Source organism: Pseudomonas sp. 382, assembly GCF_002759075.1.
Lineage (GTDB): Bacteria > Pseudomonadota > Gammaproteobacteria > Pseudomonadales > Pseudomonadaceae > Aquipseudomonas > Aquipseudomonas vlassakiae.
On the sequence record NZ_PEMX01000002.1, the window covers coordinates 40,018 to 60,921 of the forward strand.

Genomic DNA, 20,904 nt, shown 5'->3' on the forward strand with positions numbered 1-20,904 from the left:
TAACCAACTATTCTTAAGCGCAGGCCATCCAAAAAAAGGGGAGAGCCGGTACACCGGCGTGCGGGTCATCGGTAGCGTTTCAGGGTGTTCTGGGGGGTATACAGCAATCGGCGAACCCGGTTGCATGCCAGCATCAGCTGACTGATCCGGCGTCGTCTCCACGTATCGAGCGAGGTGACGTCATGAGCATTTTTAGCCACTTCCAACAACGCTTCGAGTCTACGCGCCAGGAAGAACTCTCGCTGCAGGAGTACCTCGAGCTGTGCAAAGAGGATCGCAGTGCCTACGCATCGGCGGCTGAACGGCTGTTGCTGGCCATCGGTGAGCCAGAACTGATCGACACCTCAACCAACTCCAGGCTGTCGCGAATCTTTTCCAACAAGGTCATTCGCCGGTATCCGGCCTTTGCCGACTTCCATGGCATGGAAGAGTGCATCGACCAGATCGTTTCGTACTTCCGCCATGCCGCCCAAGGCCTGGAAGAGAAGAAGCAGATCCTCTATCTGCTGGGCCCGGTAGGCGGCGGTAAATCGTCGCTGGCCGAGAAACTCAAGCAGTTGATGGAAAAGGTGCCCTTCTACGCAATCAAGGGCTCGCCAGTGTTCGAGTCGCCCTTGGGCTTGTTCAATGCCACCGAAGACGGGGCCATTCTCGAGGAGGAGTACGGCATCTCGCGGCGCTACCTGAACACCATCATGTCGCCCTGGGCCACCAAGCGCCTGCAGGAGTTCGGCGGTGACATCAGCAAGTTCAGGGTAGTGAAGCTGTACCCCTCGATCCTTAACCAGATCGCCATCGCCAAGACCGAGCCGGGCGACGAGAACAACCAGGACATCTCCGCCCTGGTCGGCAAGGTCGATATCCGCAAGCTCGAGGAATTCCCGCAGAACGACGCCGATGCCTACAGCTATTCGGGCGCTCTGTGCCGGGCCAACCAGGGCCTGATGGAATTCGTCGAAATGTTCAAGGCGCCGATCAAGGTCCTGCACCCCTTGCTCACCGCCACCCAGGAAGGCAACTACAACAGTACCGAAGGCCTTGGGGCCATTCCCTACACCGGTATCCTGCTGGCCCACTCCAACGAATCGGAGTGGCACACCTTCCGCAACAACAAGAACAACGAGGCGTTCATCGACCGGATCTACATCGTCAAGGTGCCGTACTGCCTGCGGGTCAGCGATGAGATCAAGATCTACGACAAGCTGCTGATCAACAGCTCGCTGGCCAAGGCCCATTGCGCGCCAGACACGCTGAAGATGCTCGCCCAGTTCACCGTGCTCTCACGCCTGAAGGAGCCGGAAAACTCCAACATTTATTCGAAGATGCGCGTCTACGACGGCGAAAACCTCAAGGACACCGACCCGAAAGCCAAGTCGATCCAGGAGTACCGCGATGCGGCGGGCGTCGACGAAGGCATGAACGGCCTGTCGACCCGCTTCGCCTTCAAGATTCTCTCCAAGGTGTTCAACTTCGATCCACATGAAGTGGCAGCCAACCCGGTGCACCTGCTGTACGTGCTGGAACAGCAAATCGAGCAAGAACAGTTCCCGGCCGAAGTACGCGAGCGTTACCTGCGCTACCTGAAGGAGTACCTGGCACCGCGCTACATCGAGTTCATCGGCAAGGAAATCCAGACGGCCTACCTCGAGTCCTACAGCGAATACGGTCAGAACATCTTCGACCGCTACGTGCTGTACGCCGACTTCTGGATCCAGGACCAGGAATACCGCGATCCGGAAACCGGCGAGATCCTCAACCGCATCGCCCTCAACGAAGAACTGGAAAAGATCGAGAAACCGGCAGGCATCAGCAATCCGAAGGACTTCCGCAACGAGATCGTCAACTTCGTGCTGCGTGCCCGCGCCAACAACAATGGCAAGAACCCGAGCTGGCTCAGCTATGAGAAGCTGCGGGTGGTGATCGAGAAGAAAATGTTCTCCAACACCGAGGACCTGCTGCCGGTCATCAGCTTCAACGCCAAGGCCAGCAAGGAGGACCAACAGAAGCACAACGACTTCGTCACGCGGATGGTGGAACGTGGCTACACCGACAAACAGGTTCGCCTGCTCTCGGAATGGTACCTGCGGGTCAGGAAATCGCAATAAAGCGGCAAGCTACAAGCCGCTCGCTTCAAGCTGCCCAGCGCCGAGCGCAAGCCCGGCGCCGTAGCGTGAAGCAGCGGTGGCTGCTGATTCCAGCAGTCTGAAGCTTGTGGCTTGCAGCTGCTCCCAGCTACCGGAGGGACCATGAGCTACGTTATCGACCGACGCCTGAACGGCAAGAACAAGAGCACGGTCAACCGCCAGCGCTTCCTGCGGCGTTACCGTGAACACATCAAGAAGGCCGTCGAAGAGGCCGTGAGCCGCCGTTCCATCATGGACATGGAACATGGCGAACAGATCAGCATTCCGGGACGGGACATCGATGAACCTGTGCTGCACCATGGCCGGGGCGGCAAGCAGACCATCGTGCACCCAGGCAACAAGGAGTTCACCGCTGGCGAGCATATCCCTCGGCCACAAGGCGGCGGGGGCGGCGGTGGCCGCGGCAAGGCCGGCAACTCCGGCGAGGGGATGGATGACTTCGTCTTCCAGATCACCCAGGAAGAGTTTCTCGAATTCATGTTCGAAGACCTCGAACTGCCCAACCTGGTCAAACGCCACCTGACCGGCGCCGACACCTTCAAGACCGTGCGAGCTGGCATCGCCAACGAGGGCAACCCGTCACGCATCAACATCGTCCGTACCCTGCGCTCGGCGCACGCCCGGCGCATCGCCCTGACCGGCAGCAGCCGTGCGCTGCTGCGCGAAGCACAGAAGGAACTGGACCGGCTGAAGATCGAAGAACCCGACAACTTCACCGATATCCAGGAAGTCGAACAGGAAATCGAACGGCTCAAGGCACGCATCAACCGCCTGCCCTTCCTCGACACGTTCGACCTCAAGTACAACCTGCTGGTCAAGCAACCCAATCCCAGTTCCAAGGCGGTGATGTTCTGCCTGATGGACGTGTCCGGTTCGATGACTCAGGCCACCAAGGATATCGCCAAACGCTTCTTCATCCTGCTGTACCTGTTCCTCAAGCGAAACTACGACCGGATCGAGGTGGTGTTCATCCGCCACCACACCAGCGCCCGCGAAGTCGACGAGGAAGAATTCTTCTATTCCCGGGAAACTGGCGGCACCATCGTCTCCAGTGCGCTGAAGATGATGCAGGAAATCATGGCTGAACGTTACCCGGCCGCCGACTGGAACATCTATGCCGCCCAGGCGTCCGACGGCGACAACTGGAACGACGACTCGCCGATCTGCCGCGAGATCCTGTCCAAGCAGATCATGCCGCATGTGCAGTACTACACTTACGTTGAGATCACCCCCCGTGAGCACCAGGCGTTGTGGTACGAGTACGAGCGAATCGGTGAAGCCTTCCCCGACACATTCGCCCAGCAGCAGTTGGTATCGGCCGGCGATATCTACCCGGTCTTCCGTGAACTCTTCCAGCGCAGGTTAGCCACATGACCGCCAGAGCACAGAGACGCCAACCCATTTCCACCGGGTCCGAGTGGACGTTCGAACTGATCCAGACCTACGATCGGGAAATCAGTCGGCTGGCCGAGCGTTACGCCCTGGACACCTACCCCAACCAGATCGAGGTGATCACTGCCGAGCAGATGATGGATGCCTACGCGTCCGTCGGCATGCCGCTGGGTTACCACCATTGGTCCTACGGCAAGCAGTTCCTCAGTACCGAGAAGTCCTACAGCCGGGGCCAGATGGGTCTGGCGTACGAGATCGTGATCAATTCCGATCCGTGCATCGCCTACCTGATGGAAGAGAACACCATGTGCATGCAGGCACTGGTGATTGCCCACGCCTGCTATGGCCACAACAGCTTCTTCAAAGGCAATTACCTGTTCCGCACCTGGACCGACGCCACATCCATCATCGATTACCTTGTGTTCGCCAAGCAGTACATCGCCCAGTGCGAGGAACGCCACGGCATCGACGCCGTGGAGGACCTGATCGACTCCTGCCATGCGCTGATGAACTACGGCGTGGACCGCTACAAGCGCCCCTATCCGATCTCCGCTGAGGAAGAACGCCGGCGTCAGAAAGACCGGGAAGAGCACCTGCAGCGGCAGATCAACGACCTGTGGCGCACGATTCCAAAGAGTGCGGACAAAGGCGGTGACCGCGACGATGCCCGCTTCCCCTCCGAGCCGCAGGAAAACATCCTCTACTTCATCGAGAAGAACGCTCCGCTGCTCGAACCCTGGCAGCGCGAGGTGGTGCGCATCGTGCGCAAGATCGCCCAGTACTTCTACCCACAGCGCCAGACCCAGGTGATGAATGAAGGTTGGGCCACCTTCTGGCACTACACCCTGATGAATGACCTGTACGACGAAGGCCTGATCACTGAAGGCTTCATGATCGAGTTCCTGCAGTCCCACACCAGCGTTGTGTTCCAGCCCGGTTTCGACAGCCCGTACTACAGCGGCATCAACCCGTATGCACTGGGCTTTGCCATGTACACCGACATCCGCCGCATGTGCGAAAACCCGACGGAGGAAGATCGCCACTGGTTCCCCGACATTGCCGGCAGTGACTGGCTTTCTACCATCAAGTTCGCCATGAGCAGCTTCAAGGACGAGAGCTTCATCCTGCAGTACCTGTCACCCAAGGTGATGCGTGACCTGAAACTGTTCAGCATCCTCGATGATGACCAGCGCGACGACCTGCTGGTACCGGCCATCCATGACGAGGCGGGTTACCGGATAATTCGTGAGCAACTGGCTGCCCAGTACAACCTGGGCAACCGCGAGCCCAACGTGCAGATCTGGAGCATCGACCGCCGCGGCGATCGCTCCCTGACCTTGCGCCACCAGCAGCACAACCGCAAACCGCTGGGCGATTCCACCGAGGAAGTGCTCAAGCATCTGCACCGCTTGTGGGGCTTCGATATCCACCTGGAGACAGTACAGGGCGACCAGGTGGTCAAGACCCATCACATGCCACCGCGCGGGGAACATGCCGAGAGCGGCGACTACGGGCGCATGGACCTCGCCGTCATCCACCACCTCTGATGCACCGCCATTACTGCCAACAGGTTATCCTGTGGGCAGTAATGGAGGCTGCACATGCACATCTACAAAGTCGGCGGCGCAGTACGCGACCGCCTGCTCGGGCTCCCGGTCAGTGATATCGACTGGCTGGTGGTTGGCGCCACGGTCGAGGAAATGCATGCCCTGGGCTTCCGCCCGGTCGGCGCTGATTTCCCGGTGTTCCTGCATCCAGAGACCGGCGAGGAATATGCCCTCGCACGCACAGAGCGCAAGAGCGGACGCGGTTACGGCGGGTTCACCTTTCACGCCAGCCCGGACGTTACGCTAGAGGAAGACCTGATCCGCCGCGACCTGACCATCAATGCCATGGCCGAGGATGAACAGGGCGTGGTCTTCGACCCTTACCATGGCCAGGCCGACCTTGCACAACGCATTCTGCGCCACGTTTCCCCCGCATTCGCCGAAGATCCCCTACGTGTGTTGCGTGTTGCCCGCTTTGCCGCACGTTACGCCCCCTTGGGCTTCAAGGTCGCCGATGAAACACTGGCGCTGATGCGCCAGATCGCCGAATCTGGCGAATTGCAGGCGCTGACAGCCGAACGTAGCTGGAAAGAGATCGAACGGGCGCTGATGGAAAGTCAGCCGCAAGTGTTCATCCAGGTATTGCAGACCTGTGGCGCTTTGAACGAGTTGATGCCTGAGCTGGAACAGCCTGCGCACGCACTGGGCGCCCTGCGCCGGGCGGCAGAGCGCCAGCAGCCGCTGGCTGTGCGCTGGGCGTGCTTGCTGCGAGGGCTGGAGCCAGTGGCGATCAAAGCACTCAATCAGCGTTTCAAGGCGCCGCGTGAATGCCAGGAACTGGCCGTGCTGGTGGGTGAGTTTGCCGGGCGGGCTGACAACGCGTTGCAATTAACGCCTGCAAAATTGCTGGAAATGCTGCAGAAATTCGACGTTTATCGACGACCACAGCGTTTCGAGGATTTCATTGCCGCGTGTGAAATGGCCACCTGTGAAGGTTATCCACAGGGTAATTATCTGCGCGGGGCGGCAGCCGCAGCCCGGGCAGTGGATGTGAAGCCACTGGTGGAAGCCGGGCTGACCGGGCAAGGCCTGGGCGAGGCCCTCAACGGTGAGCGGCTAAAAGCGCTCGAGGCTTACAAGCCGGGCTGACCACACCGGCCCTTTCGCGGCTAAAGCCGCTCCCACAGGGATCGCATCAGACCAAAGCTTATGGGGTCCCTGTGGGATCGCATCAGACCAAGGCCTATGGGGTCCCTGTGGGATCGCATCAGACCAAGGCTTATGGGGTCACTGTGGGAGCGGCTTTAGCCGCGAAAGGGCCGTTACAGGCTCACGCCTGGGTCAGCTGCACGCCCCGCCATTCGAAAGCGACAGGTGCCAACACCTGGTCGATCCGCGCCTCCTGCCACAGCTGCGCCATGCTTTTGCCCGCACCTGGATGTACAAGCTCCGGCGCCAGCAACGACAAAGGCCACAGCACGAAGGCATTCTTCAGGATCTCCGCCCGAGGCAGCACCAGCCCATCGAACGTGCCATGCAGGTCGTCATACAGGAGTACATCGATATCCAGCGGCAGGCCCTTGCGATCCGGAGCATAGCGACCATTGTCCGCCTCGATGAACTTGAGCCGGCGATCCAGCTCCATCAGCGGCAGATCGGTCTTGCCGGTGACCACGAAGTTGATGAACGGCCCGCTCTTGATCCCCACAGCCTGGCTCTCGAACGCCGGGGAACATTGCATGTCGCTGAGAATGGCCGCCAGCGCATCGAGCCCCGCACACAGGTGCTGGTGGCGATCGATGTTGCTGCCAAGGCCCAGGTAAACGGTGTTCAGAGACATCCGCGCTCGATCTCCACGCCAACACCGCCGCGGGCGGCGGGAACGGCCCCCGGCTTGGTCAGCTTCAACCGCACCCAGGGAATGTGGAACTCTTCCATCAGCGCGGCCACCAGGCGCTCGGCGAAGGTTTCCACCAATTCGAAGCGCGCCTGCTCGGCAAATGCCTGGATCCGCGCCGACACACTGGCATAGTCGAGTGCCAGGTTCAGGTCATCACCGGCGGCTGCCGGGCGGTTATCCCAGGCAAAACTCAGGTCCAGGCGCAGGCACTGGCGAATATCCCGCTCCCAGTCATAGGCGCCGATGACGGTATCGACTTCCAGGCCTTCGATGAACACTCTGTCCAAGCACTTCTCTCCACAGCACGACAAGGGCGACTGGCGCCGTTAGAATCAGGGCGTCCTCGCCCGGAATAGTTAGCATGTTTTGGTTACTGGCGTTGCTCGCCTACCTGCTCGGCTCGCTGTCCTTCGCCATCGTCCTAAGCCGCCTTTCGGGCAGCCCGGACCCTCGTTCCAGCGGTTCGGGCAATGCCGGCGCCACCAACATGCTACGCCTGGCGGGCCGTAAACTGGCGATCCTGACCCTGCTCGGCGACCTGTGCAAGGGGCTGTTGCCGGTTTTGCTCGCCCGCGCTGCCGGCCTTGGCCTGCAAGAGCAAGCCTGGGTCGGCGTGTGCGCAGTGCTCGGCCACCTGTTCCCGCTGTATTTCCGCTTCCGCGGCGGCAAAGGCGTCGCCACTGCCGCAGGCATGCTCATGGGCCTGTATTTCCCAGCCGCACTGCTGGCCATCGGCGCTTGGCTGTTGACCTTCTACCTCACTCGCACCAGCTCGCTGGCGGCGCTTGTGGCAACCCCGCTGACCTTGCCACTTCTGGCTTGGCGAGAGCCGGAGGCGCTGCTGCCGATCGCCGTGCTGACAGTGATGATCGTCTGGCGCCACCGCAACAATCTGCGCGACTTGTTTGCCGGGCGCGAAAGGCATTTCTGACGCGCCCGCACGCCATCACAGCGGCGGCAGCTGCTCCATGGGCCAGCGTGCCTGCACGCTGATGGCCAAGTCCTGCTTCTGCCCGGCCAACAGACGCTGGCAACCGGCATAGGCGATCATCGCACCGTTATCAGTGCAGAACTGTGGTCGCGCGTAGTACACGTTGCCCTTGAGGCCGGCCAGCATGTCTTCCAGGGAGGCGCGCAAGGCCTTGTTGGCGCTCACGCCACCCGCGATGACCAGGCGCTTGAGGCCAGTCTGCTTGAGGGCCCGCTTGCACTTGATGGTCAGAGTCTCCACCACCGCCTGCTGGAAAGCCAGGGACAGGTCGCAACGGGTTTGCTCGTTGTCGTCGCCAGCATTCTTGCATTGCTGCCAGGTGTTCAGGGCGAAGGTCTTGAGGCCACTGAAGCTGAACTCAAGACCCGGCCGATCGGTCATCGGCCGCGGGAACACGAAGCGCCCAGGCACACCCCGCTCGGCCAGGCGCGCGATTTCCGGCCCCCCCGGGTAGTTGAGGCCGATCAGCTTGGCGGTCTTGTCGAACGCTTCGCCGGCAGCATCGTCGAGGCTCTCGCCCAGCAGCTCGTACTGGCCGATGCCATCCACCCGCACCAGCTGGGTATGGCCGCCGGAAACCAGCAAAGCGACGAACGGAAACTCGGGAGGGTTTTCCTCCAGCATCGGCGCCAACAGGTGGCCTTCCATATGATGCACACCGATCGCCGGGATATCCCAGGCGAAAGCCAGGGCCTGGGCGCACGAGGCGCCGACCAACAGCGCACCGACCAGGCCAGGGCCGGCAGTGTAGGCAATGGCGTCGATCTCGGTGGCGACGCAGCCAGCTTCCTCCAGCACCTGGCGGATGAGCGGCAGCATGCGCTTGACGTGGTCACGCGAGGCAAGCTCGGGCACCACGCCACCGAACACGCGGTGCAGGTCGATCTGACTGAACAGCGCGTCGGCTAACAAACCGCGCTCGCTGTCGTATAATGCGACGCCGGTTTCGTCGCAGGATGTTTCCAATCCCAGTACTAGCATGGGCTCGTCCCTTGTGGGGGCTGAATTCGAAGCCGCGCATGATAGTCCCCGTGCCGGGTGCCGACCAGCGGTTTTCGATCAGAGGCTTTGCATTCCGGCGTACTAAGGGTTAACATCCGCAACCCTTGAAAACCGACGTTCTCCAGCACACCTTTGTTTTGCCAGGAGCACGTCTACCCCGGTAATGAATTAAGGTAGCCCTGGATGCCAGCCGTCAAAGTTAAAGAGAACGAACCCTTCGACGTAGCTCTGCGTCGTTTCAAGCGCTCCTGCGAAAAAGCCGGTGTACTGGCTGAAGTTCGTAGCCGCGAGTTTTACGAGAAGCCGACCGCCGAGCGTAAGCGCAAAGCAGCTGCAGCTGTTAAGCGTCACGCCAAGAAAGTTCAGCGCGAACAGCGCCGCGCCGTTCGCCTGTACTAATACAGACGTTCTACGCAAGAGCTTCTGCCCTGCCCGGCTCGCTGCCGGGCCGATGGCAGCGGTTTGTTTGGCCTTGAGCAGCTAGCCCAAGGTGCCTGCAGCAACTTGCAGCGGGCAAATGGTTCCAAAGCGTCAGATCTGGTTTCGGCCAGTCGTGCACGTCCTGACTGACGAGCCCCCGGCAAGCCGGAGGCTGGCGACGAGCACACACTCCCTCGCACTTCCCCTAGCATCACTCGCCCCGTTAGCGTTTAGACTTGCCAGTTGCCAGATGACGAGACTGCCATGGCCGGGCTGATTCCCCAAAGCTTCATCGACGACCTGATCAACCGCCTCGACATTGTCGACGTGGTGAGTTCGCGCGTTCAGCTGAAAAAAACCGGCAAGAACTACTCCGCCTGCTGCCCGTTCCACAAGGAAAAGACCCCTTCCTTCACGGTCAGCCCAGACAAACAGTTCTACTACTGCTTCGGCTGCGGTGCCGGCGGCAACGCCCTTGGTTTCGTCATGGACCACGACAACCTGGACTTTCCCCAGGCCGTCGAGGAGCTGGCCCGCGCAGCCGGCATGGAAGTGCCCAGGGAACAAGGCCGTCGCGACAACAAGCCGCGCCAGCCAACCGATTCGCCGCTGTACCCATTGCTCGATGCCGCCTCGGAGTTCTACCGCCAGGCCCTGCGCAGCCATCCGACCCGCAAGGCGGCGGTGGACTACCTCAAGAGCCGTGGCTTGTCTGGCGAGATCGCCCGAGACTTCGGCCTGGGCTTCGCGCCGCCGGGCTGGGACAACCTGCTCAAGCACCTGGGCGCCGACAGTCTGCAGCAAAAGGTGATGATCGACGCCGGCTTGTTGATCGAGAATGCGGAAAGCGGCAAACGCTACGACCGCTTCCGCGACCGGGTGATGTTCCCGATCCGCGATAGCCGTGGGCGCATCATCGCTTTTGGCGGCCGGGTACTGGGCGACGACAAGCCCAAGTACCTCAACTCACCGGAAACCCCGGTGTTTCACAAGGGCCAGGAACTCTACGGGCTGTACGAGGCACGCAAGCACAACCGCAACCTCGACGAAATAATCGTCGTCGAAGGCTACATGGACGTGATCGCCCTGGCCCAACAAGGCCTGCGCAATGCCGTCGCCACCCTCGGCACCGCGACCAGCGAAGAGCACCTCAAGCGCCTGTTCCGCGTGGTGCCCAGCGTACTGTTCTGCTTCGACGGCGACCAGGCCGGGCGCAAGGCTGCCTGGCGGGCGCTGGAATCGACCCTCTCGGCACTGCAGGATGGCCGCCGTGCGCGCTTCCTGTTCCTGCCAGAAGGTGAAGACCCGGACAGCTTGGTACGCGCCGAAGGCACCGATGCCTTCATGGCCCGGATCAACCAGCACGCACAGCCACTGGCCGACTATTTCTTCGAGCAATTGAGCAACGAAGCCGACCCGCGCTCGCTGGAAGGCAAGGCACACATGGCCACCCTGGCTGCACCGTTGATCGAAAAGATCCCCGGTGCGAACTTGCGTCAGCTCATGCGCAACCGCCTGAAGGAAATCACCGGCCTCGACCCTCAGCAGGTCGAGCAACTGGCGCAACAGGCCCCGGCGACCAGCGGCGTGCCAGATTACGACCCTGGCTATGACTACGATGCCATGGCCAGCTATACCCCCGACTACGGCGACATGCCACAGCCCGACTACGCCCCCGTTCATCAGCAACAGGAGTGGAAGCCAAACAAAGGCGGGGGCAAGAAGCAGTGGGGCGACAAGCCCTGGGACAAGAACCGCAAGGGCGGCAAGCCATGGCAGCAGCGCGACGAAGCACCGCCGCGGGTGCCGGCACCGGTCGAACCACCGACCCTGGCCGCCCTGCGCACCTTGCTGCACCATCCATTGCTGGCCGGCAAGGTCGAGGATGCCAGCCACTTCGCCGACGAAGAACACCTGTACAGCCAGCTGCTGGTGGCCCTGATCGAAGCTGCGCAGAAGAATCCTGGGCTAAGCTCAATGCAGTTGATCGCACGTTGGCACGGCACTGAACAAGGCCGTCTGCTGCGGGCCCTGGCCGAAAAGGAATGGTTGATCGTGGCCGACAACCTTGAACAACAGTTTTTCGACACTATAACTAGCTTGTCCGCCCGCCAACGCGAGCGCAGCCTGGAACAACTGCTCAGGAAATCACGTCAAAGCGAATTGACCAGCGAGGAAAAATCACAGCTCCTCGCCCTGCTGAGCCGGAATGTTCCCGCACAAACGCCGACCTCATCTGGCGCGTGAGGCCCATGCTCGGGTATAATCCTCGGCTTGTTTTTTGCCCGCCAAGACCTTCAGTGGATAGGGTGTTATGTCCGGAAAAGCGCAACAGCAGTCTCGTATCAAAGAGTTGATCACCCGCGGTCGTGAGCAGGGCTACCTGACTTACGCGGAGGTCAACGACCACCTGCCTGAGGATATTTCAGATCCGGAACAGGTGGAAGACATCATCCGCATGATCAACGACATGGGGATCAACGTATTCGAGAGTGCTCCGGATGCGGATGCCCTTCTGTTGGCGGAAGCCGACACCGACGAAGCCGCGGCCGAAGAAGCCGCTGCTGCGTTGGCGGCAGTTGAAACCGATATCGGCCGCACGACCGACCCGGTGCGCATGTACATGCGCGAAATGGGTACCGTCGAGCTGCTGACTCGCGAAGGCGAAATCGAAATCGCCAAGCGTATCGAGGAAGGCATCCGTGAAGTCATGGGCGCCATCGCTCACTTCCCGGGCACTGTCGACTACATCCTCGGCGAATACGACCGCGTCACCGCCGAAGGCGGCCGCCTGTCCGACGTCCTCAGCGGTTACATCGACCCTGACGACAACATCGCCGCACCGACCGACGAAGTGCCAGTACCTGGTGCCAAGGTACCAGCGGCCAAGGAAGAGTCGGACGACGAAGACGAGGAAAGCGAAGGGGGTGACGACGAGGAAGAGACCGAAAGCGGTCCCGATCCGGTTGTCGCAGCCCAGCGCTTCGGTGCCGTTGCCGATCAGCTCCAGGCCACCGCCAAGGTCCTGAAAAAGCACGGCCGTGACGGCAAGGAAAGCATCGAGGCCCTCCAGGCCCTGGCTGACCTGTTCATGCCGATCAAGCTGGTGCCGAAGCAGTTCGACGTCCTGGTCGAGCGTGTGCGCGATGCCCTGAATCGCCTGCGTCAGCAAGAGCGCGCGATCATGCAGCTGTGCGTGCGTGATGCCCGTATGCCGCGTGCTGATTTCCTGCGCCTGTTCCCGAGCAATGAAACCGACCAGACCTGGTCCGGTGACCTGGCCAAGCGCAACACCAAGTGGGCAGCTGCCCTGGGTGAAAAGGACGCCGCCATCGTCGCTTGCCAGCAGAAGCTGATCGACCTTGAGACCGAGACCGGCCTGACCGTCGCCGAGATCAAGGAAATCAACCGCCGCATGTCTATCGGCGAGGCGAAAGCCCGCCGCGCCAAGAAAGAAATGGTCGAGGCGAACCTGCGTCTGGTGATTTCCATCGCCAAGAAGTACACCAACCGGGGCCTGCAGTTCCTCGACCTGATCCAGGAAGGCAACATTGGCCTGATGAAGGCGGTGGACAAGTTCGAGTACCGTCGCGGTTACAAGTTCTCGACCTACGCCACCTGGTGGATCCGTCAGGCGATCACCCGCTCGATCGCCGACCAGGCGCGCACCATCCGTATTCCGGTGCACATGATCGAGACGATCAACAAGCTCAACCGTATTTCCCGCCAGATGCTGCAGGAAATGGGCCGTGAGCCGACCCCGGAAGAGCTCGGTGAGCGCATGGAAATGCCTGAGGACAAGATCCGCAAGGTATTGAAGATCGCCAAAGAACCGATCTCCATGGAAACCCCGATCGGTGATGACGAAGATTCGCACCTGGGCGACTTCATCGAGGACTCGACCATGCAGTCCCCGATCGACGTGGCCACGGTCGAAAGCCTCAAGGAAGCGACCCGTGACGTGCTCTCGGGCCTGACCGCACGCGAAGCCAAGGTGCTGCGCATGCGCTTCGGTATCGACATGAACACCGACCACACCCTTGAAGAGGTAGGCAAGCAGTTCGACGTGACCCGTGAGCGGATTCGTCAGATCGAAGCGAAGGCGTTGCGCAAATTGCGCCACCCGACTCGCAGCGAGCATCTACGCTCCTTCCTCGACGAGTGATGACGAACCCCGGCCCAGGCCGGGGTTTTTCTTATCCGACAAATAGTTGTGATCGGCCACTCTGCTGGCTGAATGCCCGTCTACACTCGACTTCAGACCAACTGAATGCGAGGCCGCTATGCTGCCGAAGCCGGCCATTCTGTTGCTGTTCCTGATGCTGTGGAACACAACGGCCGGCGCCCTGACCCTGACAGACGAGGAAAAAACCTGGCTCGCTGCCCACCCGCAGTTGAGACTGGGCGTCGACGCTTCCTGGCCACCTTTCGAGTTTCGTGACCAGGAGGGCCGGTACCAGGGATTGGCCGCCGATTACATCGCCCTGCTCCAGGATCGCCTGGGCGTAATACTGAAACCGGTCGAGCCGAGCAGGTGGACCGAAGTGCTGCAGCAGGCGCGCGAAGGCCGCATCGACTTGCTGCCCGGCATCATGTCGACACCCGAACGCCAGGGCTACCTCGCGTTCACCCGTCCCTACCTCGATTTCCCCATCGTCATCCTGGCCCATGAAGGCGGCCCACAACCGCGCACGCTCAAGGACTTGTACGGGCTGAAGGTCGCTGTGGTGGAAAACTATGCGCCCCATGAACTGCTCCGCACCCACCACCCGGACCTGAACCTGGTGGCGATGCCGAATGTCAACTCGACCCTGCAGGCACTGGCCACCGACGCGGTGGACGCCGTGGTCGGTGACCTCGCCTCCAGTATCTGGAGCCTGCGCCAGCTCAAGCTCGAAGGGTTGTATGTAAGCGGCGACACACCCTATCGCTATCAGTTGGCAATGGCCGCGCCCCGTGACCAGCAGGTACTGGTCGGCATCCTCGACAAAGTGATGGCCGACATGTCCAGCGAAGAGATCAGCCATATCCAGCAGCGCTGGGTCGGCGCCGTGGTCGACCAGCGAAGCTTCTGGCACGACACGCTGCTCTATGGGCTGCCGGCCGTCCTGCTGCTGATCGCCATTCTCGCCGCGGTCATCCGTATCAATCGCCGGCTCAGCTCGGAAATTTCCAGACGTATCGCCCTGGAACAGGAACTGCGCAGCAGCGAATACCATTACCGCGGCCTGATCGAGAGCCTGTCGGCAATCGCCTGGGAAGCCGACGCCAACGACTTCACCTACAGTTATGTCTCGCCGCACGCCGAGGACCTGTTGGGCTACCCGTTGCACGACTGGCTCAAGCCCGGCTTCTGGCGCAGCATCCTGCACCCCGACGATGCGCTCTGGGCCCAGGCTTTCTGCGAAAGCGAAACCGCCGCAGGGCGTGATCACAGCCTCGATTACCGCGTGCTACGCGCCGACGGCCAGGCGCTTTGGGTGCGCAACATCGTCAGCATGATCGAACACGGCCACCGGCCGGTGATGCGGGGCCTGATGATCGACATCAGCGAGACCAAACGCACCGAAGACGCCCTGCGTCTGTCTGAGCAAAAGTTCGCCTCGGTGTTCGAGCAGTGCCCGGACATTCTGCTGATCGCACGGCATAGTGATGGCGTGCTGCTCGAGGTCAACGAAGCCTTCGAAGAACAGATCGGCCTGAAACCGGGTGAGGTCATCGGCCGTACCGCTACCGAGCTCAACCTGTGGGGGGTCGAAGGCATGGGCCCGAGGCTTCTCGAACGCCTGCATCAGGGTGGCATCCGCAACCTTGAAATGACTTTCCGCCGCAGCAACGGCCAGTTGTTCACCGGCCTGACTTCGGCCGAAACCTTCGAGCTCGACGGCACCCCGGCGCTGGTCGTGGCGGTTCGCGACATCAGCCAGCTCAAGGAAACCCAACAACAGTTGCAGACCTCCGAGGAAAAGTTCGCCAAGGCTTTCCACGCCTCGCCTGACGGCCTGTTGCTGTCGCGCCAAAGCGACGGCCTGCTGCTGGAAGTCAACGAAGGCTTCTGCCGCCTGACCGGTTACGAATTCAACCAGCCGATCGACCAGACTTCCTTCGACCTGGGGATCTGGGTCGACCTCAACGAACGCAAACGCCTGATCGACCAACTGGGACGCAATGGTTTCGTGCGTGACTTCAGCTGCCACCTGCGCCGCAGCGACGGGCAGATTCGCCTCTGCGAACTCTCGGCCCGGCCACTGCCGATCGGTGGTGTCGACTGCATGCTGACCATCGCCCGCGACATTACCGAACGCCACCTGATGCAGGAAAAACTGCAACTGGCTGCCACCGTGTTTGAAAATACCGCTGAAGGTGTATTGATCACCGACACCGACCAGCGCATCAGTGCAGTCAACCGTGCCTTCAGTGAGATCACCGGCTACAGCGAGATCGAGGCGCTCGGCCAGACCCCGCGCCTGCTCGCCTCTGGCCAGCATGACAGCGCCTTCTATGCCGCCATGTGGCACCAGCTCACCGCAGAAGGTCACTGGCAGGGCGAGATCTACAACAAGCGCAAGAACGGCGAACTGTATCCCGGTTGGCTGACCATCAGCGCCGTTCGCAACAATGATCGCAACATCACCCACTTCGTCGCCGTGTTCGCCGACATCTCCAGCCTCAAGCACGCCCAGGCCAAACTCGACTACCAGGCCCACCACGACCCACTGACCGGCCTGCCCAACCGCGCCCTCTTCGAAAGCCGGCTGCAGGCCGTGCTGACCTGCGCACAGGTGTCCAACCGGCAGGGTGCTGTGCTGTTCCTCGATCTGGACCGCTTCAAGCACATCAACGACAGCCTCGGCCACCCGGTTGGCGACCTGTTGCTCAAAGGCATCGCCCAGCGCCTCAAGGAGCAGGTGCGCGACGTCGACACCGTGGCCCGCCTGGGCGGCGACGAATTCATCATCCTGCTGCCCGGCCTGCACAAGCCCAGCGATGCCCATGCCATCGCCAACAAGTTGCTGGCCTGCTTCGTCGCCCCGTTCCAGGCCGGCGAGCATGAGTTCTTTACCAGCGCCAGCATCGGCATCAGCCTTTACCCGCAGGATGGCACCGACGTCGCCACGCTGATCCGCAACGCCGACGCCGCCATGTACCGCTCCAAGGCCAAAGGTCGCAACCGCGTGGAAGCCTACACCCGTGACCTGACCGTACAGGCCAGCGAACGCATCGCCATGGAGCACGAACTGCGCCGCGCCATCGAGCGCAACGAGATGAGCCTGAGCTTCCAGCCCAAGCTGAGCCTCAAGACCCAGACCCTGGTCGGGGCCGAAGCATTGGTTCGCTGGAGCCACCCGACATTCGGCGAAGTGCCGCCCGAGCATTTCATTCATCTGGCCGAAGAGAACGGCACCATCCTGCAGCTGGGCGACTGGGTGCTGGAGCAGGCTTGCCAGCAGATGCATCGCTGGAAAAAGGCTTATCAAGCCTTCGGGCCATTGTCGATCAACCTGGCTGGCGCGCAGCTGCGCCACCCCAACCTCGCCAAGCGCATCGAGCACCTGTTGAAGGTGTATCAGCTGAAAGCGGGCGACCTGCAGCTGGAGATTACCGAGAACTTCATCATGAGCCAGGCCGAAGAGGCCTTGGCCATTTTGCATCAGCTCAAACAGCTGGGCGTGCAGCTGGCGATCGACGATTTCGGTACCGGGTACTCATCGCTGAGTTACCTCAAGCGCCTGCCGCTGGATATCCTCAAGATCGACAAGTCGTTCATTCGCGGGCTGCCAGACGACCCCCATGACGCCGCCATCGCCCGCGCCATCATCGCGCTCGGGCGCAGCATGCAACTGACGATCATTGCCGAAGGCGTGGAGAACCAGGCACAGCAGCGCTTCTTGGCAGCAGAGGGCTGCGAGCAGATCCAGGGTTACATCGTCAGCCTGCCGTTGCCACCGGACGAGTTCGCAGCGACGTTTCTTCGCATAGCACTATCTGATCTTTCGGATGGCACGCTTTCAAAACCCTCGTTATAATCCGGGCACTTACTGAGGGCCTATAGCTCAGTCGGTTAGAGCAGAGGACTCATAATCCTTTGGTCCACGGTTCGAGTCCGTGTGGGCCCACCAGATATGACGGAAGCCGCGCCAATGCGCGGCTTTTTTGTGCCCGAATGTTGACCGTTCAAGGCCTTGCCCCGCTCGGCTGCGGCTGGCTAGGCTAGGGGCCCCTTCGTAGAGACTTACCATGTCGGACTCTCGCCCCATCGCCCTCGACGAAATCGACCATCAGCTGATCGCTCTGCTGCAGATCAACGCCCGTGAGAGCGTCGCTACCCTCGCCCGCCAGCTTGGCATCGCCCGTACCACGGTGAACTCGCGCCTGGAACGGCTGGAAAAGCACAAGGTCATCACCGGCTATGGAGTGCGTCTCGGCCAGCGCCTGATCGGCGGTGGGCTGCAGGCTTATGTCGGGATCAAGGTGCAGCCACGCTCCGGCAAGGAAGTGGTAAGGCGCCTGAGTGCCATGGGGCAGGTGCAGCAGCTGTGTGCGGTGAGTGGCGAGTTCGACTACGTGGCCTGGCTACGCAGCGACTCACCGGAGCAACTCGACCAACTGCTAGACCAGATTGGCAGCGTCGAGGGGGTGGAGAAGACCACCACGTCGATCATCCTCAGCAGCAAGGTCGATCGAGGGCAGCCCGTTTGAAACGTCGCAGCACTTGGCTGCGCTGATCGTAAAAAATGATGCTAGTGCCATCACAATGACGATGAATAATACATTTCGCCATCACTCTGCATCTTAATTACGATAGCGCCGCTTCATAAAATGACCGTCAGCCATCTCCTATAATCAGGCTTCGCCCCCTGCGCAGCCGCTCTGGCAAGGTCACTTCATGAACAAGAAAAACCGCCACCCCGCCGACGGCAAGCAACCTATTACCATCTTCGGCCCGGATTTCCCCTTCGCCTTCGACGACTGGCTGGAACACCCCGCTGGCCTGGGCAGTATCCCGGCCGAACGTCATGGCGAAGAAGTCGCCATCGTGGGTGCAGGTATCGCCGGGCTGGTTGCGGCCTACGAATTGATGAAGCTGGGCCTCAAGCCCGTGGTGTATGAGGCCTCGAAGCTCGGTGGCCGACTGCGTTCGCAGGCCTTCAACGGTACCGACGGCATCATCGCCGAGCTCGGCGGCATGCGTTTCCCGGTGTCCTCGACCGCCTTCTACCACTACGTCGACAAGCTGGGGCTGGAAACCAAGCCCTTCCCCAACCCGCTGACCTCCGCCTCGGGCAGCACGGTGATCGACCTCGAAGGCCAGACCTACTATGCAGAAAAGCCCAGTGACCTGCCAAAACTGTTCCACGAAGTGGCCGACGCCTGGGCAGACGCGCTGGAAAACGGTGCGCAGTTCGCCGATATCCAGCAGGCGATCCGTGACCGTGATGTACCTCGGCTGAAAGCGTTGTGGAACAAGCTGGTCCCCCTGTGGGACGACCGCACCTTCTACGACTTCGTCGCCACCTCGCGCTCGTTCGCCCAGTTGAGCTTCCAGCATCGTGAAGTGTTCGGTCAGGTCGGTTTCGGCACCGGCGGTTGGGACTCGGACTTCCCCAACTCGATGCTGGAAATCTTCCGCGTGGTCATGACCAACTGCGACGATCATCAGCACTTGATCGTCGGTGGCGTGGAACAGGTGCCTCAGGGTATCTGGCGCCATGTGCCGGAGCGTTGCGTCCATTGGCCAGAGGGCACCAGCCTCAGTTCGTTGCATGGCGGCGCACCGCGCAGCGGCGTCAAGCGCATCGCCCGTGCTGCCGATGGGCGCCTGGCGGTCACCGACAACTGGGGTGACACCCGCCACTACGGTGCAGTGCTCGCGACCTGCCAGAGCTGGCTGCTGACCACCCAGATCGACTGCGAAGAATCGCTGTTCTCGCAAAAGATGTGGATGGCCCTGGACCGCACCCGCTACATGCAATCATCAAAGACCTTCGTCATGGTCGACCGGCCGTTCTGGAAGGACAAGGATCCGCAGACCGGCCGCGACCTGATGAGCATGACCCTGACTGATCGCCTCACCCGCGGCACCTACCTGTTCGACAACGGTGACGACAAGCCGGGGGTGATCTGCCTGTCCTACGCCTGGATGAGCGACGCCCTGAAGATGCTCCCGCATCCGGTGGAAAAGCGCGTGCAGCTGGCCCTGGACGCACTGAAGAAGATCTACCCCAAGACCGATATCGCCGGGCACATCATCGGCGACCCGATCACCGTTTCCTGGGAAGCCGACCCGCACTTCCTCGGCGCATTCAAGGGCGCGCTGCCAGGCCATTACCGCTACAACCAACGCATGTACGCACACTTCATGCAGCAGGATATGCCCACCGAGCAACGCGGCATGTTCATCGCCGGCGACGACGTGTCGTGGACCCCGGCCTGGGTCGAAGGTGCGGTGCAGACATCGCTGAATGCGGTGTGGGGTATCATGAACCACTTCGGTGGCCACACGCACCCAGACAACCCAGGCCCGGGTGATGTGTTCGATGAGATCGGGCCCATCGCCCTGGCCGACTGAAACCAAGGAGGCAGCATGCGCATCGCTCTGTTCCAGGGCGCACCCAACCCGCTGGACGTGCCCGGCAACCTGCAACGGCTGCGCCACCAGGCGCAGCTGGCGGCCGAGCGTGGCGCGCAATTGCTGGTGTGCCCGGAGATGTTCCTGAGCGGCTACAACATCGGCCTGGCGCAGGTCGAACGGCTGGCCGAAGCCGACGATGGTCCTGCGGCCATGGGGGTGGTGGAGATTGCCCAGTCACACCGCATCGCCATTGTTTACGGCTACCCGGAGCGCGCCGATGACGGAGCGATCTACAACAGCGTGCAGCTGATCGATGCCCATGGCCGCAGCCTGTGCAATTACCGCAAGACCCACCTGTTCGGTGAACTGGACCGGGCGATGTTCAGCCCTGGCGCCGACCATTTTCCGGTGGTCGAGCTGAACGGCTGGAAAGTCGGCATGCTGATCTGCTACGACATCGAGTTCCCGGAAAACGCCCGGCGCCTGGCGCTGGCAGGTGCCGAGCTGATCGTGGTGCCGACGGCGAACATGACGCCGTACGATTTCGTCTGCCAGGTGACCGTGCGCTCGCGGGCGCAGGAAAACCAGTGCTACCTGGTATATGCCAATTACTGCGGGGCCGAGGGCGAGATCCAGTACTGCGGGCAGAGCAGCATCATCGGGCCCGATGGCAGTCTGCTGGCCATGGCGGAGCGAGATGAATGCCAGTTGCTGGCAGAGCTTGAGCATGAGCGAGTGATGCAGGGGCGTGAGGCGTTTCCTTACCTGACCGATTTGCGCCAGGAACTGCATTTGCGTCAAGGCTGACAGAGGCCGCTTAGCAGCCCATTCGCGGGCACGCCCGCTCCCACAGAGACCGCGTGATCGTGCGGTCGCATGCCATTCCTGTGGGAGCGGCGGGCCCGCGAATGGGCCGGACCTTTCTTGCAAATGGG

At 61.4% G+C, this 20,904-nt stretch carries 15 protein-coding genes and 1 tRNA gene; 13 read left to right on the plus strand and 3 right to left on the minus strand.

Annotated features, from left to right (window positions below):
• Window positions 1-182: 182 nt before the first annotated feature.
• From CQW31_RS03170 to CQW31_RS03185, 4 genes are all read left to right on the plus strand, one after another.
• Window positions 183-2,105, plus strand: a complete 1,923-nt coding sequence (locus CQW31_RS03170; protein ID WP_054885222.1) for a PrkA family serine protein kinase — start codon at window positions 183-185, stop codon at window positions 2,103-2,105.
• A gap of 141 nt (window positions 2,106-2,246) precedes the next feature.
• Entirely contained in the window at window positions 2,247-3,518 is a 1,272-nt protein-coding gene (locus tag CQW31_RS03175) for a YeaH/YhbH family protein (RefSeq protein WP_099813724.1), read from the plus strand.
• Window positions 3,515-5,083: a SpoVR family protein gene (locus CQW31_RS03180; RefSeq protein WP_099813725.1), complete on the plus strand. Its 1,569-nt coding sequence runs from the start codon at window positions 3,515-3,517 to the stop codon at window positions 5,081-5,083. Before CQW31_RS03175 ends, CQW31_RS03180 begins: the two co-directional genes overlap by 4 nt.
• Before the next feature lie 54 nt (window positions 5,084-5,137).
• On the plus strand, window positions 5,138-6,232 hold the full coding sequence (locus tag CQW31_RS03185) for a multifunctional CCA addition/repair protein (RefSeq protein WP_099813726.1): 1,095 nt from the start codon (window positions 5,138-5,140) through the stop codon (window positions 6,230-6,232).
• A 181-nt stretch (window positions 6,233-6,413) separates the two neighbouring features.
• Here the strand turns inward: CQW31_RS03185 and folK are convergent, their stop codons facing one another.
• Both folK and folB read right to left on the minus strand, forming a co-directional pair.
• Window positions 6,414-6,923, minus strand: a complete 510-nt coding sequence (folK, locus tag CQW31_RS03190; RefSeq protein WP_054885226.1) for a 2-amino-4-hydroxy-6-hydroxymethyldihydropteridine diphosphokinase — start codon at window positions 6,921-6,923, stop codon at window positions 6,414-6,416.
• Window positions 6,914-7,270, minus strand: coding sequence for a dihydroneopterin aldolase (gene folB / locus CQW31_RS03195; protein WP_009682799.1), 357 nt, complete (start codon window positions 7,268-7,270; stop codon window positions 6,914-6,916). Before folB ends, folK begins: the two co-directional genes overlap by 10 nt.
• A 74-nt stretch (window positions 7,271-7,344) precedes the next feature.
• On the opposite strand from folB, the gene plsY reads away from it, so the two are divergent.
• Window positions 7,345-7,914, plus strand: a complete 570-nt coding sequence (gene plsY / locus CQW31_RS03200) for a glycerol-3-phosphate 1-O-acyltransferase PlsY (protein ID WP_054885227.1) — start codon at window positions 7,345-7,347, stop codon at window positions 7,912-7,914.
• Between the two features lie 15 nt (window positions 7,915-7,929).
• Here plsY and tsaD read toward each other — a convergent pair whose 3' ends face one another.
• Window positions 7,930-8,955 (minus strand): tRNA (adenosine(37)-N6)-threonylcarbamoyltransferase complex transferase subunit TsaD, encoded by a 1,026-nt coding sequence (tsaD, locus tag CQW31_RS03205; RefSeq protein WP_054885228.1) that lies wholly within the window; start codon window positions 8,953-8,955, stop codon window positions 7,930-7,932.
• A 204-nt stretch (window positions 8,956-9,159) separates the two neighbouring features.
• Between tsaD and rpsU the strand changes: the two genes are divergently transcribed.
• The 8 genes from rpsU to CQW31_RS03245 all read left to right on the plus strand — a co-directional run bounded on the left by rpsU (window position 9,160) and on the right by CQW31_RS03245 (window position 20,776).
• Window positions 9,160-9,375 (plus strand): 30S ribosomal protein S21, encoded by a 216-nt coding sequence (gene rpsU / locus CQW31_RS03210; protein ID WP_003255575.1) that lies wholly within the window; start codon window positions 9,160-9,162, stop codon window positions 9,373-9,375.
• Window positions 9,376-9,660: 285 nt separating this feature from the next.
• A complete protein-coding gene (gene dnaG / locus CQW31_RS03215; RefSeq protein WP_099813727.1) occupies window positions 9,661-11,643 on the plus strand; it encodes a DNA primase in 1,983 nt (660 codons plus the stop codon).
• A 67-nt stretch (window positions 11,644-11,710) separates the two neighbouring features.
• Window positions 11,711-13,561 carry an RNA polymerase sigma factor RpoD gene (gene rpoD, locus CQW31_RS03220; RefSeq protein WP_099813728.1) on the plus strand — a complete coding sequence of 617 codons (1,851 nt, stop codon included), beginning with the start codon at window positions 11,711-11,713 and terminating at the stop codon, window positions 13,559-13,561.
• 118 nt (window positions 13,562-13,679) lie between these two features.
• Window positions 13,680-17,423, plus strand: a complete 3,744-nt coding sequence (locus tag CQW31_RS03225; protein ID WP_054885231.1) for a bifunctional diguanylate cyclase/phosphodiesterase — start codon at window positions 13,680-13,682, stop codon at window positions 17,421-17,423.
• 16 nt (window positions 17,424-17,439) lie between these two features.
• Window positions 17,440-17,516, plus strand: a tRNA-Ile gene (locus CQW31_RS03230).
• A gap of 118 nt (window positions 17,517-17,634) precedes the next feature.
• Window positions 17,635-18,096, plus strand: a complete 462-nt coding sequence (locus tag CQW31_RS03235; protein WP_099813729.1) for an Lrp/AsnC family transcriptional regulator — start codon at window positions 17,635-17,637, stop codon at window positions 18,094-18,096.
• Between the two features lie 187 nt (window positions 18,097-18,283).
• A complete protein-coding gene (locus CQW31_RS03240; RefSeq protein ID WP_099813730.1) occupies window positions 18,284-19,966 on the plus strand; it encodes an NAD(P)/FAD-dependent oxidoreductase in 1,683 nt (560 codons plus the stop codon).
• Between the two features lie 15 nt (window positions 19,967-19,981).
• On the plus strand, window positions 19,982-20,776 hold the full coding sequence (locus CQW31_RS03245; protein ID WP_099813731.1) for a carbon-nitrogen hydrolase family protein: 795 nt from the start codon (window positions 19,982-19,984) through the stop codon (window positions 20,774-20,776).
• Window positions 20,777-20,904 lie beyond the last annotated feature (128 nt).

Excerpts from the sequence above, each read along its gene's own strand:
- CQW31_RS03170 (WP_054885222.1), top strand. The coding sequence starts at position 183 with ATGAGCATTTTTAGCCACTTCCAACAACGCTTCGAGTCTACGCGCCAG.
- CQW31_RS03175 (WP_099813724.1), top strand. The coding sequence starts at position 2,247 with ATGAGCTACGTTATCGACCGACGCCTGAACGGCAAGAACAAGAGCACG.
- CQW31_RS03180 (WP_099813725.1), top strand. The coding sequence starts at position 3,515 with ATGACCGCCAGAGCACAGAGACGCCAACCCATTTCCACCGGGTCCGAG.
- CQW31_RS03185 (WP_099813726.1), top strand. The coding sequence starts at position 5,138 with ATGCACATCTACAAAGTCGGCGGCGCAGTACGCGACCGCCTGCTCGGG.
- folK (WP_054885226.1), bottom strand. The coding sequence starts at position 6,923 with ATGTCTCTGAACACCGTTTACCTGGGCCTTGGCAGCAACATCGATCGC.
- plsY (WP_054885227.1), top strand. The coding sequence starts at position 7,345 with ATGTTTTGGTTACTGGCGTTGCTCGCCTACCTGCTCGGCTCGCTGTCC.
- tsaD (WP_054885228.1), bottom strand. The coding sequence starts at position 8,955 with ATGCTAGTACTGGGATTGGAAACATCCTGCGACGAAACCGGCGTCGCA.
- rpsU (WP_003255575.1), top strand. The coding sequence starts at position 9,160 with ATGCCAGCCGTCAAAGTTAAAGAGAACGAACCCTTCGACGTAGCTCTG.
- dnaG (WP_099813727.1), top strand. The coding sequence starts at position 9,661 with ATGGCCGGGCTGATTCCCCAAAGCTTCATCGACGACCTGATCAACCGC.
- rpoD (WP_099813728.1), top strand. The coding sequence starts at position 11,711 with ATGTCCGGAAAAGCGCAACAGCAGTCTCGTATCAAAGAGTTGATCACC.
- CQW31_RS03225 (WP_054885231.1), top strand. The coding sequence starts at position 13,680 with ATGCTGCCGAAGCCGGCCATTCTGTTGCTGTTCCTGATGCTGTGGAAC.
- CQW31_RS03235 (WP_099813729.1), top strand. The coding sequence starts at position 17,635 with ATGTCGGACTCTCGCCCCATCGCCCTCGACGAAATCGACCATCAGCTG.
- CQW31_RS03240 (WP_099813730.1), top strand. The coding sequence starts at position 18,284 with ATGAACAAGAAAAACCGCCACCCCGCCGACGGCAAGCAACCTATTACC.
- CQW31_RS03245 (WP_099813731.1), top strand. The coding sequence starts at position 19,982 with ATGCGCATCGCTCTGTTCCAGGGCGCACCCAACCCGCTGGACGTGCCC.